Annotated in this window: 9 protein-coding genes, 1 tRNA gene and 1 pseudogene; 1 reads left to right on the top strand and 10 read right to left on the bottom strand. The window is 63.8% G+C overall.

Features of this window, described 5'->3' with window-relative positions; genetic code table 11:
- Positions 1-857: 857 nt before the first annotated feature.
- From K4G67_RS11415 to K4G67_RS11440, 6 genes are all read right to left on the bottom strand, one after another.
- On the bottom strand, positions 858-1,703 hold the full coding sequence (locus tag K4G67_RS11415) for a hypothetical protein (RefSeq protein ID WP_239806489.1): 846 nt from the start codon (positions 1,701-1,703) through the stop codon (positions 858-860).
- A 19-nt stretch (positions 1,704-1,722) separates the two neighbouring features.
- Positions 1,723-2,976, bottom strand: coding sequence for a tyrosine-type recombinase/integrase (locus tag K4G67_RS11420; RefSeq protein WP_239806490.1), 1,254 nt, complete (start codon positions 2,974-2,976; stop codon positions 1,723-1,725).
- Positions 2,977-3,125: 149 nt separating this feature from the next.
- Positions 3,126-3,200, bottom strand: a tRNA-Asn gene (locus K4G67_RS11425).
- Positions 3,201-3,288: 88 nt separating this feature from the next.
- Positions 3,289-4,080, bottom strand: a complete 792-nt coding sequence (locus tag K4G67_RS11430) for an NAD kinase (protein ID WP_239806491.1) — start codon at positions 4,078-4,080, stop codon at positions 3,289-3,291.
- A gap of 73 nt (positions 4,081-4,153) precedes the next feature.
- Positions 4,154-7,660: a transcription-repair coupling factor gene (gene mfd / locus K4G67_RS11435; protein ID WP_239806492.1), complete on the bottom strand. Its 3,507-nt coding sequence runs from the start codon at positions 7,658-7,660 to the stop codon at positions 4,154-4,156.
- 44 nt (positions 7,661-7,704) lie between these two features.
- The gene (locus tag K4G67_RS11440; RefSeq protein ID WP_239806493.1) at positions 7,705-7,989 is read right to left on the bottom strand and encodes a succinate dehydrogenase assembly factor 2; all 285 of its coding nucleotides are present in this window, start codon (positions 7,987-7,989) and stop codon (positions 7,705-7,707) included.
- A gap of 65 nt (positions 7,990-8,054) precedes the next feature.
- Between K4G67_RS11440 and recG the strand changes: the two genes are divergently transcribed.
- Complete coding sequence (gene recG / locus K4G67_RS11445; protein ID WP_239806494.1) at positions 8,055-10,115, top strand: ATP-dependent DNA helicase RecG; 2,061 nt, start codon at positions 8,055-8,057, stop codon at positions 10,113-10,115.
- Between the two features lie 39 nt (positions 10,116-10,154).
- Here recG and K4G67_RS11450 read toward each other — a convergent pair whose 3' ends face one another.
- The 4 genes and pseudogenes from K4G67_RS11450 to virB11 form a co-directional block, all read right to left on the bottom strand.
- Positions 10,155-12,044 (bottom strand): putative bifunctional diguanylate cyclase/phosphodiesterase, encoded by a 1,890-nt coding sequence (locus K4G67_RS11450; RefSeq protein WP_239806495.1) that lies wholly within the window; start codon positions 12,042-12,044, stop codon positions 10,155-10,157.
- Between the two features lie 163 nt (positions 12,045-12,207).
- A pseudogene (gene otsA / locus K4G67_RS11455) lies at positions 12,208-13,593 on the bottom strand (alpha,alpha-trehalose-phosphate synthase (UDP-forming)).
- Between the two features lie 18 nt (positions 13,594-13,611).
- On the bottom strand, positions 13,612-14,361 hold the full coding sequence (gene otsB / locus K4G67_RS11460; protein WP_239806496.1) for a trehalose-phosphatase: 750 nt from the start codon (positions 14,359-14,361) through the stop codon (positions 13,612-13,614).
- Positions 14,362-14,445: 84 nt separating this feature from the next.
- Complete coding sequence (gene virB11, locus K4G67_RS11465; RefSeq protein ID WP_239806497.1) at positions 14,446-15,441, bottom strand: P-type DNA transfer ATPase VirB11; 996 nt, start codon at positions 15,439-15,441, stop codon at positions 14,446-14,448.
- Between the last annotated feature and the right edge of the window lie 2 nt (positions 15,442-15,443).

The raw sequence follows: 15,443 nt of genomic DNA on the forward strand, positions 1-15,443 counted from the left end.
GCGGGATACCGTGCGACAGTGGAAAATAAGGCTCAATCCGGCGCATCTGCGCCTCGCTCAACAACCACAGCTCGGACATCGGCAGCACCTCCTCGGTGCGCCACTGAATCAACCGATTGCGTCCAGAGCAAGCGATTTAATAGGTCCTGAGCCTAGCTCGCCGGTCCGCTGCCGCGGCGCATTTGCCCTCAGCTTTGCGCTGCGGCGGGCTTGCAACTACGTTCTCATTTTGTTCTAGCGGGTGGATGGGCAGCAAGCTTTTCCGAACCATCTATGATTTCGCCGGGCACGGTTACGATGTCGAGCTGCGCTGCAGCTGTGGGCATCGGGCCATGCTGTCGGGACGGGCCGTTGTCCAGCGGTTCCATGAAAAGCGCTGGCCGATCGGGCTGGATAGCGCGGCCACCCGGTTCCGGTGCAGCGCCTGTGGGCGGCGGCCGCAATCGATTGGGCCACTCGCGCGGGACTGATGGCGAGGGCGCCCCGCCGCCACCCCGAGCGCCGCGCTTGCCCCCACGCCTCGCCCGCAGGCTTTTTGCCCCGCTTTTGATGCAGTCGCTGAAGTGCTGAAAACCGCAGCTACCCCCCGAATGCGCCAAGACCGGACGTCTCTGCCCGGTGATGCGATATGATGCACAGAATCGTGTGCGGTCGCGACGGCTGCGAACAGCGCTTCGATCATGAATGGCACGCCTTTTGCCCCTCGGCCCTTCGCCGAGCATCGGAGTGGCGCAAGCCGCTCCGTCCGACGGTGCGTCCATCGGTTCTTTCCAGATTAATTCGAACGTTTCGGGGCCGGTCAGCAAAGATATTGGGCGTAGCCCGCGCATGAGAAGGCGAAAGCCTTCTCATTCCTTTCATGGATCAGAATGATCCCCCGGTTTCTCCAGCACTGGAGGATTCGCGGTCACGGCATCACGGGCGTCGATCGCGCGAGCGACATCGGCCAGAACGTCGCCGTTCTTCGTCGCGCCGAACGCTGCTTGCCAGTCTGCGGCGGTCATGCTTCCCGCAATCCGGTCCAGCTCCGCCTTGTCGGCCGCTACGCGGTCCTGCGCGCATGCTGGCGTCGGTGCAGGCCGCAGGAGCCGTCCGAGCCAATTGCGCATCTGTTCGGGCACGAGCAGGGCATAGGCATTGCTGATCTGCCGGACCTGCGGGCCGTCGGGTTCGGGGTTCTCGATCGGCTCGCTGCGCCGCATCCAGCGAAGGAAGCCGCATTCGCGCAGCCGGACGAGGGCACGATGGGTTGCGGAATATGATCGTCCGATTGCATCGGCGATTGTTGCGATGGCAGGTTCGAGGCGTCCTGTCTCATAGTCGACGATGCCAAACATGTATTCAAGCACCTCAAGCCCGACATGGCCGATGACGCCGTTCTCGCTTCCAGGCAGTTTCTCGCGCCGTTTGAGCCGGGACGCAAATTCGAGTTCACGCGCACGCTTCAGCAGCGCCCGCGTCCAGCGTGCCCCGCCTCGTTTCGTGCCATCGTGGATCGGTCGCCAGAGGCGGTCCTCCATCTGGCCGCGGGAATAGCTGTTGCGCCAGACCGGTTCGCCGGTACGCGGGCTGTCGCCTCGGCCGAGCCGGGCACGTACCTTGCGATCCAGTTTGACGCCGACGAGCTGGGCGGCGATCGCGCCGATCGAGCGGACGCCGTCGTTGCCATTCGAAAGCTTGTCGCCGAAAACAGAGGCCGTCATGCGCGGCCTCCTGCGCTTGTCAGCGCGGGATCAGCGTTCCAGGCGGCGGCATGCCATCCATTAACAGGTCCGCCCACACCTGCGCCAACTCGCGTCGCCGGGGCATATAGGCGGCTCGGTTGTAGGCCGCTTCGACACCTTCGGGTACGTGCGCCAGCATGAGGTCGATGATAGCACGGTCGCGCTCGCGATCCTCCACGGCCGCGCGTTCGTTCATGATCGTCGAAAAGCTCGAGCGCCAGCCATGGGGCACGTGAAGGCCCCCGAGGCCCGCATCGCGATAGTGCTTGCTTAATGTCGAATCGCTGATCGGCTTGCGCCAGCCGCCGATGCCGGGAAACAGCCATTGCGGGCTGGGGCTGGCTTCCATCGCCGCCTTTACCGTTTCGACGGATTGGCGCGAGAGCGGTATGACAAACTCGAAGGCCGCGTCGCGTTTGCGCTCGCGGGTGAGTTTCATCTTTTCCGCGGGAATTCGCCAGATCGGCTGCTTGCCGTCCAGGTTCTCGAATTCCGCGCGCTCGGCCAACCGAATTACGCCCTGTCGCGCCGCAGTCAGCGCCAACAAGCGGGAGGCAAGTCGCGTCGCCCACCAAATATCGTTCAGCACCTCGGTCGAGGTGAGAACCTTGCGAGCGTCCTTCAGCTTGGTGCGAGCAGGGCGCAGCTTCGGATCGGTAGGCTTCAATGCCTTGCGGATAATCGCGGCAGGATCCTGCTGACAGATTCCCGACGCGATCGCCCAGACGAAGACGTCGGAGGTGTGCGTTCGCACCCGATGTGCCATTTCCTTGGCACCGCGCGCCTCGATGTGGCGTATCGCTTCGAGTATTTGCGGGGGCTTGATACTGTCGATCGGCATGGCGCCGATAATCGGGAACATATTCTCCTCGAGGCGCACAAGTACTTGCTTCGCATAGCGCGGAGCCAGCGTTGCTTGCTTCTCGCGGTGCCATGCACGCGCGACGGCCTCGAAGGTTTCTAGCGCGGCAAGTGCGTCCGCAGCCTTTCGCCGTTTCTTCTCGGCCGAAGGATCGATGCCGGAAACCAACTGCTCGCGTGCTAGGTCGCGCGCCTTCCTCGCTTCCGACAAAGAGGTCTGTGGATAGCTGCCGATGGTCAGCAGCTTCTCGCGACCATCGCGCAATCGGTACTTGTATTTCCAGCTCTTGGAGCCGGTTGTCCTGACCAGCAGAAAGAGGCCACCCGAATCGGAAAGCTTTCGATTCTTGGCTGAAGGCTTCGTTGTCCGGCAGGCTGCATCGGTCAGCATTGAGCCCCCGAAACGGAACCCCCAAAGAGACCCCCAAACTGTCCGCGCTTACCTGCTCTTTTATGCACTTCCATGCACCATCAAACAGCGCAAAAACGGCAGAAACGCAAGGTTCCTGCCCCAAATTGCACGTCGATGAAAAGAGGTAGTGGCTCCCCGAGTAGGATTCGAACCTACGGCCAAGTGATTAACAGTCACCTACTCTACCGCTGAGCTATCGGGGAGCAGCCCTTTGCAAGGCAGGACCGGGCGTATAACAGCGCTGAGATTTTTGACAAGCCGTCTCTTGCAAAAAATCGCAAAAATTTTTGGTCAGATCACGAATTGTTCGGTGACGATCCGCTCGTCCAGGCTGTGGCCCGGATCGAACAGCAAGGTAAGGTCACGCTCATGCGCGACGCGAACCTCGATCGTGGCAATATTGCGGACTTCCTTCTGATCGGCGACGGCGGAAACCGGGCGCTTTTCCGCCTCCAAAACGCGGAACGCGATCGGCAGATGGTCGGGCAGGATCGCGCCTTTCCATCGACGCGGGCGAAACGCGCTGATCGGGGTGAGGGCGAGCTGTCCCGATGCGAGCGGGAGGATCGGGCCGTTGGCGGAAAAATTATAGGCGGTCGATCCCGCCGGCGTCGCGACCAGCACCCCGTCACATGCCAGTTCCGGAATCCGCACCTTCCCGCCGACCGACACCTCCAGCTTTGCCGTCTGCCGCGTTTCGCGCAGCAGCGAAACCTCGTTGATGGCGCAATTCTCGAAGCTCGACCCGTCCTGCCGGACCGCCTTCATGAAGAGCGGCGACACGGTAAGCGGCCTTGCGCGCGCAAGCCGCTCCATCAACGGGCGCGCACTCTTGTACTTGTTCATGAGAAAGCCGACCGTGCCGAGATTGAGCCCGTAGGCCGGTACGATCCGCCCGGCATCAAGCATGGTATGCAGCGCCGTCAACATGAAGCCGTCGCCGCCCAAAACCACGATCGCGTCCGCATCGGCGAGCGGCACCCAGTCATGCGCATCGCGCAGCGGGCGTGCGGCGTCCTGCGCACGCTCGGTCGGCGACACGAACAGGCTGAGCTTTTCGTAAATCGGTTTCAGCTCGGTCATGCGGCGTATCCTTCCCCTTGTGCGCGCGACCCTATGGGCGGTTGGCGGGCTTGGCAACGCGGCGCACCGCGGTTCAGGCCGATTGTTTCGGCTTTTGCGCGCGCCGCACGATCCCCGCCAGCCCCTTCGTCAACTGGTGCAGGCCGTGGAGCCGCGCCTTCGGATCGTTCCACGCGCGATTGATGACCAGCTTCATGTCGGGCCGCAGTTTCGCCGTTCCCTTCAACCGTTCGACATAGGCGATGAGGCCGGCCGGCTCGGGAAAGCGGTCATTGTGGAAGCTGACCAGCGTGCCGCGCGCACCTACATCGATCTTGGCGATGCAGGCCTCCAGCGCGAGCGCCTTGATCTCGATCAGGCGAACGAGGTTTTCGGTCGCGGAGGGGAGGGGGCCGAAGCGGTCGATCATTTCGGCGGCCAGCGCCTCGATCGCTTCGCTGTCGGCGGCGTCGTTCAAACGGCGATACAATGCCATGCGCACGGCAAGGTCGGGGACGTAATCCTCCGGAATCATGATCGGCGCATCGACGGTGATCTGCGGCGACAACCCGCTGCGATCCTCCTCCAACCCGGCATCGCCCGCCTTGGCGGCCAGGATCGCATCCTCCAGCATGGATTGGTACAGTTCGAAGCCGACCTCGCGAATCTGCCCCGATTGTTCGTCGCCGAGCAGATTGCCCGCGCCGCGATGGTAGAGATCGTGGCTCGCCAATTGAAACCCAGCGCCCAGCGAATCGAGATCGCCCAGCACCTTCAGCCGCTTTTCCGCGACCTCGGACAATTGCTCGCCCCGCTTGTGCGTGAGATAGGCGTAGGCTCGCAGTTTCGAGCGGCCCACCCGCCCGCGCAGCTGATACAACTGGGCAAGGCCGAACCGGTCGGCGCGGTGAATGATGATCGTATTGGCCGACGGAATGTCGAGCCCGCTTTCCACGATGGTCGTCGAGAGCAGGACATCGTATTTCTTTTCGTAGAAGGCGCTCATCCGCTCTTCCACCTCGTTCGCGCCCATCTGCCCGTGGGCGAACACGGCCTTCACCTCCGGCACATATTCGCGCAGCCAGTCCTCGATTTCCGGCATGTCGGAAATGCGCGGCACGACGATGAAACTCTGCCCGCCGCGATGATGTTCGCGCAGCAAAGCCTCCCGCATGACCATGTCGTCCCATTCCATGACATAGGTCCGCACCGCAAGCCGGTCGACCGGCGGGGTCTGTATCACCGACAATTCGCGCAGGCCCGACATCGCCATCTGTAATGTGCGGGGGATCGGCGTCGCGGTGAGGGTGAGCACGTGCACATTGGTTCGCAAGGATTTCAGCTTTTCCTTGTGCGTGACGCCGAACCGCTGCTCCTCGTCCACGATGACGAGGCCGAGCCGCTTGAACTCGACCGATTTCGACAGGATGGCGTGGGTGCCGACGACGATGTCGATGGTTCCATCGGCAAGGCCCGCACGCGTCGCGGCCGCTTCCCTTGCGGGAACGAGCCGGGACAGCCGCCCTATATTGAGGGGAAAGCCGCCGAACCGTTCGACGAAATTGCTGTAATGTTGCCGGGCGAGCAGGGTCGTCGGCGCGATCATCACGACCTGCCGCCCGCTCATCGCCGCGACAAACGCGGCGCGAAGGGCGACCTCCGTCTTGCCGAAACCGACATCGCCGCACACCAGCCGGTCCATCGCCCGCCCATCGGCCAGATCGCCCAGCACATCGCCAATGGCACGCTCCTGATCGTCCGTCTCGCTCCACGGGAAGCGATCGACGAACGGGGCATAGCTCTGTTCGTCCGGCTCGATCACCGGCGCTTTCTGCAACGCCCGTTTCGCCGCCGTGCGCAGCAGGTCATGTGCGATTTCGCGGATGCGCTCCTTCAGCCGGCTCTTGCGCTTCTGCCACGCCTCGCCGCCCAGGCGATCGAGCGTGACCCCTTCGGACTCGCTGCCATAGCGCGACAGCACGTCGAGATTTTCGACGGGAATATAGAGCTTGTCCCCGCCATGATATTCAAGCGCGACGCAATCGTGCTTGCTCTTGCCCACACTGATCGGATCGAGACCGAGATAGCGCCCGATCCCGTGATCCATATGCACAACGAGATCGCCGGGGGTGAGCGCGGCCAGCTCCGCCATGAAGGCGTCGGCGTCCTTCTTCCGCTTTTTCCGGCGGACCAGCCGGTCGCCCAGAAGGTCGCGTTCGGTCAGAACATCGAGATCGTCATTCGCAAACCCGGATTCCAGCGGCAGCACGACGGCCACCGCCTTGCCCTTCGCCGCGATGCCGAGCGCATCCTGCCAGCCATCGGCGATGGCCGGCGCGCTCTTGCCCGCTTCGCCAAGCTGGTTGACGATGCGGGCGCGCGACCCTTCGGAATAGGTGGCGAGGATGGGCTTGCGTCCCTCCTTCGCCGTTTTGGCGAGATGGGCGGCGGCGGCTTCGTATACGTTTTCGCCGCGGCTGCGTTCGGGCGCGAAATCGCGGGCGGACTGAAGGCCGAAATCGACGACGCCGTCGCTTTCCGGCTCGGCAAAGATCGAGGTGCGGTGAATGGGGTGCTGCGCCATGCGCCCGGTCCATTCCGCCTCCGAAAGGTAGAGCGATTCGGGCGCGAGCGGACGGTAGCTGCCCGGTGCCTGCGCGGCGCTTTCGCGGCGGGCGCGGTAATAATCGGCAATCTCCTCCAACCGCGTTTCACCCGACCGGATCGCCCCGCCATCCACCACGGCCAGATCGTCCGGGTCGAGATGATCGAACAATGTCGACAGCTTTTCCTCGAACAGGGGCAGCCAGTGTTCCATGCCCGCCTGCCGCCGACCTTCGCTCACCGCTTGATACAGCGGGTCGGACGTGGCGGCCGCGCCGAACATTTCGCGGTAACGCCCGCGAAACCGTTTGATCGTATCATCATCGAACAGCGCCTCGCTGGCGGGGAGCAGCAGGTGACTCTTCACCGAACCCGTGCTGCGCTGATCGCCCGGATCGTAGAGGCGCAATGTCTCCAGCTCGTCGCCGAAGAAATCGAGCCGGAGGCCCAGTCGCTTGTCCTTTTCACCAAGGCCCGACGGCACGATGTCGAAGATCGAGCCGCGCACCGCGAATTCGCCGGCATCGATCGCGGTGTCGGCGCGACTGTAACCCTGCCGCTGCAACAGCGCGATCAGGCTTTCATGCCCGACCGACATGCCGGGTTCGAGCATGCGCGTCGCCTCGCGAATGCGGAACGGGGTCAGGACACGTTGGAGCACCGCATTGACCGTCGTGACGAGCAATTGCGGCCCGCTGCGTTTCCTCTGCAACGCCTGAAGCGCGGAGAGGCGGCGCGCGCTCACCGAAAGCGCGGGGCTCGACCGGTCATAGGGGAGACAGTCCCATGCCGGAAATTCGATGACCTGCAATTCGGGCGCGAAGAACGGGGCCGCATCGGTGACGGCGGCCATCGCCTGTTCGTCCGGGGCGATGAACACGGCGCGACCCTTTGCGGCACGGGCAAGATCGGCCATGACCATGGGCAACGCGCCACGCGCGAGGGAGGACAGCACCAACGGGCGCCGGGCGGTGGTGATATCGGAAATTTCGGCCATGTGTCCTTCGGGACGAACGGGGGGCGGGGCGGTTCCCGCAATGATTATCGGTGGACGTGCACGTAATCGAGCCGGCGCATCGCGTCCATCATCGGCCCTTCGTAAAGCGGCGGGGCAGGTTGTACGCCAAGCGCCCATGCCATGATGTCGACGTCATCCTCGTCCAGCAGGGTTTCGAACCATTTCAGCTCGCGTTCGTCCCAGGTGTTGGAATATTTGTCGAAAAAGCCGCCGATCATGAAATCGGCCTCGCGCGTGCCGCGATGCCAGGCACGGAATTTTGCGCGGGCAAAACGGGCGGGTTCGTGAAAGGGAACAGGATCGGCCATGAAAACCGGGTAGCGAGCGCGCTTGCGCGGTGCAAGCGGCGAAAAACACCGCTATAGCCCCCGGCATGCGTCCCGAAAGGCTCAATCCCCTGTTCGCCAGTGCCGACACGTTGAAAGGCGTGGGGCCGAAACTGGAAAAACCGTTGAACCGCCTGGGGCTGCGGCGGGTGAAGGATTTCGTCTATCACCTGCCCGACCGTTTCGTCGAACGGCGGCAGGTCGCCGACCTCGACGAGGCGCAGGTCGGCGAGCATATCATCGTCCGCCTGACCGTCACCGACCATCGCGGGAGCAGCACCGGCCGCGGCCCGTTCCGGGTGCAGGCGCGCGATGCGGCCGGGAACATGGTTTCGCTGACCTATTTCGGGCGCGCGTCCTATTCGGCGAAAAAACTGCTGCCCACCGGCGAGGCGCGATGGGTGGCGGGCAAGCTCGAACAATATGGCGACATGTTGCAGATCGTCCATCCCGGTCACGTTTCGCCCGACGGCGCGGCGGTGATGGGGGCGGAGTGCGAGCCTGTCTATCCGCTGGCCGAGGGGCTGACGCAGAACCGGCTTGCCGCGATGGTGGAGCAGGCATTGGGGCTGGTTCCCGAACTGCCCGAATGGGTCGATGCGGGGTTGAAGGAGAAGCGCGGCTGGCCCGATTGGCGCGATGCCCTCATGCTCGCCCATCGTGGTGGACATCGGGAGGCGCGCGACCGGCTCGCCTATGACGAATTGTTCGCGAGCGCGCTGGCGCTGATGCTGGTGAAGGCGGACAATCGCCGGCGGCGCGGGCCGTCATTACAGGGCGACGGACATCTGCGCGACCGGTTGAAGCTGCCCTTTTCCCTGACCGGTGCGCAGCAGCGTTCGATACGCGAGATCGAGGGCGACATGGCGCAGGAATATCCCATGCTGCGCCTGCTTCAGGGCGATGTCGGATCGGGCAAGACGGTCGTGGCGCTGACCGCGATGCTGATCGCGGTGGAAGCCGGCGCGCAGGCCGCGATGCTCGCCCCGACGGAAATCCTCGCGCGGCAGCATTACGAAACGCTCACCGAAATGGCGCGCGGCACCGGCGTCGAGATCGCGATACTGACCGGCCGGGACAAGGGGCGCGCGCGCCAGGCGACGTTGATGGGATTGATGGACGGCACGATCGACATCATCGTCGGCACCCACGCGATATTTCAGGACGCGGTGAATTATCGCAATCTCGCTCTCGTCGTCATTGACGAACAGCATCGCTTCGGCGTGGGGCAACGGCTCCTATTGACGCAAAAGGCGAAGGGGACGGCCCATTGCCTCGCCATGACGGCGACGCCCATTCCCCGCACGCTGACGCTCGCGCAATATGGCGAGATGGAGGTGTCGAAGCTCGACGAGCTGCCGCCGGGGCGCAAGCCGATCGACACGCGCGTCGTCGCGGTGGAGCGGATGGACGATGTCGTCGCAGGGCTTCGCCGCCATGTCGAGGGCGGCGGGCAGGCATACTGGGTCTGTCCGATGGTGCATGAAAACGAACGCGCCGATCTCGCCGCGGCGGAGGAACGTTTCGATGCGTTGCGCGACGTGCTGGGCGACCGGGTGACGTTGGTCCACGGACAATTGCCCGGCGATGTGAAGGACGCCAACATGCAGCGTTTCGCGAGCGGCGAGATGCAGGTGCTCGTCGCGACGACGGTGATCGAGGTGGGGGTCAACGTGCCCAATGCCTCGCTCATGATAATCGAGCAGGCCGAGCGTTTCGGCCTTGCCCAGCTGCATCAGCTTCGCGGACGGGTCGGGCGCGGGGCGGCGGAATCGGTGTGTCTGCTGCTGCGGGGACAGGCGTTGAGCGAGACGGCGCGCGACCGGCTCGCGCTCATGCGGGAGACGCAGGACGGGTTTCGGCTGGCGGAGGAGGATCTGCGCCTGAGGGGCGGCGGCGAACTGCTCGGCACGCGGCAATCGGGCGAACATGCCTTTGCCGTGGCGACCCACGAACAGATCGGCGATCTGCTGGAGCCGGCGCATGACGATGCGCGCCTGCTGATCGAACGCGATGGCGGGTTGACGGGCGCGCGCGGCGATGCGGCGCGCACGCTGCTCTATCTGTTCGAACGGGATTACGGGGTGCAATTGCTGCGCGGCGGATGACGGCGTGGAAGTGGCGGGGCAAACGCGCGGGGCCGAAGCTCAGGCGACGGAGGCTGAAGGGTCCGATGCTTGTTTCACCATGGCTTCGAACTGTTCGACGGTCATGGGCGCGCTGAACAGATGACCCTGGATATTGTCGCACCCCATTACGCGGAGCATGTTGAGCTGCTCCGTTTCCTCCACCCCTTCGGCCACGCAGGGCAGCCCCATCGTGCGGCACAGGGTAATGACCGCCTGGAGCAAATCCCGGCTTCGCTTTATCCTGCTTTCCACGATGAAGGAGCGATCCAGTTTCACGACATCGATCGGCAGCTTGTGGAGATAGCTCAGGCTCGATTGGCCGGTCCCGAAATCGTCGAGTGCGATCCTTGCGCCCAGCGCGTGAAACTCTTCCATCGCGCTACGTGCCAGGTCCAGATCGCGCAGCATCGCCGTTTCCGTAAGCTCCAGCACGATGCGCGAGGCATCGGCACCGCTCCCCCGGATAGAGTCCACGATGGCGGCGACGGTCTCCTCGCTCGCCAAATCATAGGCCGACAGGTTGAACCCCAATACTACGTTCCGTGGCATCTGGCCGAGCGCACGGAGCATTTTTCCAAGCAGCACGAGGCTCAGCCGGTTGATCAGCCCCAGCCGTTCGGCGACGGGAATGAACACGGCCGGCTCCACCGGTCCGAGCGTGGGGCTGTTCCACCGCGCGAGCGTTTCGCCGCCGATGACGTGAAAGTCGGACAATCGCACGATCGGTTGCAGGACAATATCGAATTCCGCCTCGTAATCGGCGTTCTGCAACGCGGTTTCGAGCTGGCGTTCGAAGCGCATCGTCTGATCCAGCTCGGCGGAATAGGTGATGGACGAACCGCGCTCATGATTCTTGGCGTAATAGAGCGCGTAATCGGCCTGATCATAGAGCGAGACGATGTCCGCGTGTTCGTCGCCGCAGATCGCAAGGCCGCAGCTCGCACCTACGGTGATCCTCGTGTCGCCCAGGAAAAACGCCTGACCGATCTTGCGACATGCCGCCTGCGCCATCCGCTGTGCGCTATGCAGGTCGGTTTGCAGGACAAAGGCGAATTCGTCCCCGCCCAGCCGGGCGATCATCGCGTCTTCGCCAAGCGCCTCGCAGAGCCGTTCCGCGACCGCCGCCAGCAGCGTGTCGCACAGGGCATGGCCGAACGTATCGTTCGCCGCCTTGAACCGGTCGAGGTCGATCGTGCCGAAAACAAGCGGCGTGCCATCGTGCGCGCATCGCTCCATCAAGGCGGTGCTCTTCGCAAAGAAATAACGCCGGTTGGGCAATCCGGTCAGCGTGTCGGTATTGGCGAGATGGGTGACCTCCTCGTGAAGTCTCTCGCTCTCGATGCGGGCCTCCACCAACTTTTGAAAGCCATGATAATTGTTGAGCAGCACTCGGATAAGCATGATGAGCACGAGCAGGATGTTGAACGCAATCGCGGTGTAGATCGGACCGCCCATCGACAGCTGATAGGATAGATAGGGTACCATTACGATGACGGTGACGAGCATGGCGGCCTGCGGCAGATAGGTCAGGCACGCGATGCACCCGATCACCGTCGTGGCGATGAACAACGCGACATGGGCGCGCTGCTCGTCTTGCGCAAAGCTGTACAGCGCGAGCGACCAGCTCACGTAGGCGAAGGCGATGAACGCGGCGAGCAGCGTTGTGCGGCGCAACATGCGGATCGCGCCGGCGCCGTTCACGTTCATCCGGGGGCGGAACCGCCATGCGATCGCCCGCACTATGCTCATCGTCACGAGCACGAGCGGGATCCACAAGGTCATGTAGAGCGGCGCGACGTGGAAATGGGTCGCCGCCACGGCCACGGCGTTGACGCTCAACACGGCATAGAGCATCGGAATCTGACGCTGCAATTCGTCATGCTGCGCGATCGCAAGCGCGTCCGGCACCGAAGAAATCTTCAGCCAGTCAAGAAATCTGAGCCAATGAAACTTCATCGTGCAAGATATGAGACGGCAAGCCTAATTTATCCTTAGGCGCGTTTAGGCATTTGCCCGTTATGACCATCGCCCGGCGATATTGCGGGCGGCAAATATGGCCGGTTGCGCGACGCTATTCCTTGCCGGGCGGAACTTTGGTTTCCGTGATCATCGCGACGAATTTTTCGCGCCACCAATGGACATTTTCCGTCCGCACGCCGTCGAGCAGGGTTTCAAAGCGTCGCTTGCGTTCGGACAACGGCATTTTCAATGCCTGCTGCAAGGCTTCGGCCACTTCCTCCGGCGAGTAGGGATTGACGAGCAGAGCTTCCTTCATCTGCCAAGCGGCGCCGGCAAAGCGCGACAGGATCAGCACGCCCGGATCCTCCGGATCCTGCGCGGCGATATATTCCTTCGCGACAAGATTCATCCCATCGCGCAGCGGCGTGACGAGGCCCACCCGCGCCGCACGGTAGAGCGCGGTAAGTTCGGCCCGTGCATAGCCGCGATTGACGTAGCGGATCGGGGTCCAGTCCACCTCGGCGAACTCGCCATTGATGCGCCCGGCCAGCTCGTTCAGCTTCTCGCGGACCTTCTGATATTGTTCGACCTCGCCGCGGGAGGGGGGCGCCACCTGGATGAGCACGACCGAGCGATGCAGTTCCTCATGCGTGTGGAGCAGATGCTCGAAACTGTTGAGCCGTTCCTCGATCCCCTTCGAATAATCGAGCCGGTCGACCCCGACGATCATGGTCAGCTGCCGCAGCGAGGTGCGCATGCGTTCGGCAATCGCGTTCGCCTCGCGCGTTTCGCTCGCCTCGCGGAAATTGTCGAAATCGATGCCGATGGGGCACACCACCGCGCGCACCATCTTTTCGCCGACGTGGATATATTCGCCCTCGCTGCGCCCGCCCAGCTCGTGCTAGCAATAATGGCGGAAGCTTTCCAGCCATTCCTCGGTCTGGAACCCGATCACGTCGTAGAAGAACATCGAGCGCACCAGCCGCTCGTGATAGGGCAGGGACACGAGCAGGCGTGTCGGCGGCCAGGGCGTGTGGAGGAAGAAACCGATCCGGTTGCGCACGCCCCGATCGCGCAGCAGCATCGCCATCGGGATCAGGTGATAATCGTTGATCCACACGACGTCGTCCGGCTCGATCATGACGTGCAGGGGTTCGGCAAAGCGCCGGTTCACCCGTTCGTATCCCTCGCCGAAGCTGCGGTTGTATTTCGCGATGTCGATCCGGTAATGGAACAGTGGCCAGAGCGTGCGATTGGCAAAGCCGTTGTAATATTCCTCGACATCCTGCGCCTCGAGATCGACCACGGCGGATCGCACGCCGTCGATTTCCTCGAAATTGACGCTGCCGGTGAATTCCTCGACCTCGCGTCCGGACCACCCGAACCACAATCCGCCGCTTTCGCGCAGGGCCGCCTGAAGGGCCACCGCCAACCCGCCCTGTGCCCCGTCTGGCGATGGCATGGAAACGCGGTTCGATACAACGATAAGACGGCTCATGATGTCCCCCTGAAATTCCTAATCTTCCGGCCCCCCCTTTAACGAATGGTGCAGCCATTCGTTCACCGAACTAACATCCGGCAAGCGGAAAGTCGCGGCGGTCGCGCGCATCGTGCCGATGAGCACGCCATGCCCGCCAGACCGGGCCACCTGTTCGAAGCCGGCTTCGTCGGTGACGTCGTCGCCCAGGAATACCGGGCGATGCCCCGCAAACGGCGCGCGCTTCAGGATATCGGCGATGGCGACGCCCTTGTCGACGCCGGCCCGGCGCAATTCGACCATCTCGTGACCGTGCTGCACATGAAAACCGTGCGCTTGCGCGAGATTTTCGGCAAGCGCGCGGCATTCCTGCCCCCATTCCGGCGACATTCGGTAATGCAGCGCGGCACCCAGCGGCTTGTCCTCGAACAAGACGCCGCCGTGCGTGTCGGCAAATTGTTCGAACCGCCCGCGCGCGTCGTCCATGCCGGGGGGGCGGGCGGTTTCGCTCACCGTTCCGTCGGCGAGCCGCCATTCGGCCCCGTGGCTTCCCGCGATGGCGAGGCCGGCCATCCCGAAACCGTCCAGCGTGGCGATGTCGCGCCCGCTGACGAGGGCGAGCCGGCCATTCAGCCGATCCGACAATGCGTGAAGCGTGGCGATCAACCGTTCGCCGACGATGACTCCATCGGGCCGGTCGGCCAGTTCGACAAGCGTTCCGTCGAAATCGAGGAACAGCGCATCGCCGGAAAAATCGATCGGCGCGGGCGGGGGGAGATGCTGTGTCACCCCGCCGTCTTGGCCCCGCGGCCGGGCGGGGTCAAGCCCGCGATGCTGCACATGCGAAACGTGGGCGGCGGAACTCGCCCACGCTCACCCGATCTGCGCGAGTATGTCTTCGCTGCGTCCGATGGCGGCGATGCCGCGCCGCCCGTCCACCCGGCCAAGCTGCACGATCACGTCGATGACGGAGGCCGCATATTCGAGCGTGTCGGTGCGGGTAAGGCCGATGCCGGTCTGCATCACCATCAGGCTGAGCTGTTCGAGCGCACCGCGCAGCGAATTGGCGTGGATGGTGGAAAAGCTGCCGGGATGGCCTGTGTTGATCGCGCGCAGGAAACTCACGCTTTCGGCGCCGCGCAATTCGCCGAGGACCACGCGGTCGGGCCGAAGGCGAAGCGCGGCCTGAAGCAATTCGTTCGCGGTAATCTTCGCTTCGCCAAGCTCGCCCTTTACCGCGACCAGCCCGACCCCGTTCGCGCCGGGCAGTTTCAGCTCTGGCGTATCCTCGACCAGGATGACGCGTTCGTGAGCCGGGATTTCGCCGAGCAGCGCATTGAGAAAGGTGGTCTTGCCGGTCGAGGTGCCACCGGAAATCAGCACGGTCTTGCGATGGCGGACGGCGGCGCGCAGGAAATCGACCGGCGTATCCTGCGCATCGGGGAGCGCCGGCTCCGCCGCGCCGCGCAAAGGCCCGCTGTCATAGGCGTCGAGCGGCAGGTCGAGCCGCCGGTGTCGCCTGATCGCCATGGTCCAGTGTCGGCGCGTTGCGGGCGGCCCGCAGAACTGCACGCGCGCGCCATCGGGCAAGGTCGCGCCCAGCAAGGGATGCTCCCGGTTGATGCCCTGATGGCTGACCCGCGCGACCTGCTCGGCGAGGCGCTGTATCAGCCGGTCGTCGATTTCGGGCACCGCGACCCGCTGCATCCCGGCGGTGCCGGCGTCCTCCACCCACACCTCGCCCGGCGCATTGACGAGGATTTCCGTCACCGTGTCCCGCAAGAGGAAAGGGCGGAACGGGGCGAGATACGCATCGAGATAGACACTCCCCGCGCTCGGGACGGCGGCGGCGGGCAGGTCAGGGTTCATCG

Origin of the sequence: Croceicoccus hydrothermalis, assembly GCF_022378335.1 — a bacterium.
GTDB lineage: Bacteria > Pseudomonadota > Alphaproteobacteria > Sphingomonadales > Sphingomonadaceae > Croceicoccus > Croceicoccus hydrothermalis.

What these genes read in the sequence shown, in the direction of transcription:
- K4G67_RS11430 (WP_239806491.1), bottom strand. Translation starts at nt 4,080, where the DNA reads ATGACCGAGCTGAAACCGATTTACGAAAAGCTCAGCCTGTTCGTGTCG.
- K4G67_RS11415 (WP_239806489.1), bottom strand. Translation starts at nt 1,703, where the DNA reads ATGACGGCCTCTGTTTTCGGCGACAAGCTTTCGAATGGCAACGACGGC.
- K4G67_RS11440 (WP_239806493.1), bottom strand. Translation starts at nt 7,989, where the DNA reads ATGGCCGATCCTGTTCCCTTTCACGAACCCGCCCGTTTTGCCCGCGCA.
- recG (WP_239806494.1), top strand. Translation starts at nt 8,055, where the DNA reads ATGCGTCCCGAAAGGCTCAATCCCCTGTTCGCCAGTGCCGACACGTTG.
- mfd (WP_239806492.1), bottom strand. Translation starts at nt 7,660, where the DNA reads ATGGCCGAAATTTCCGATATCACCACCGCCCGGCGCCCGTTGGTGCTG.
- K4G67_RS11420 (WP_239806490.1), bottom strand. Translation starts at nt 2,976, where the DNA reads ATGCTGACCGATGCAGCCTGCCGGACAACGAAGCCTTCAGCCAAGAAT.
- virB11 (WP_239806497.1), bottom strand. Translation starts at nt 15,441, where the DNA reads ATGAACCCTGACCTGCCCGCCGCCGCCGTCCCGAGCGCGGGGAGTGTC.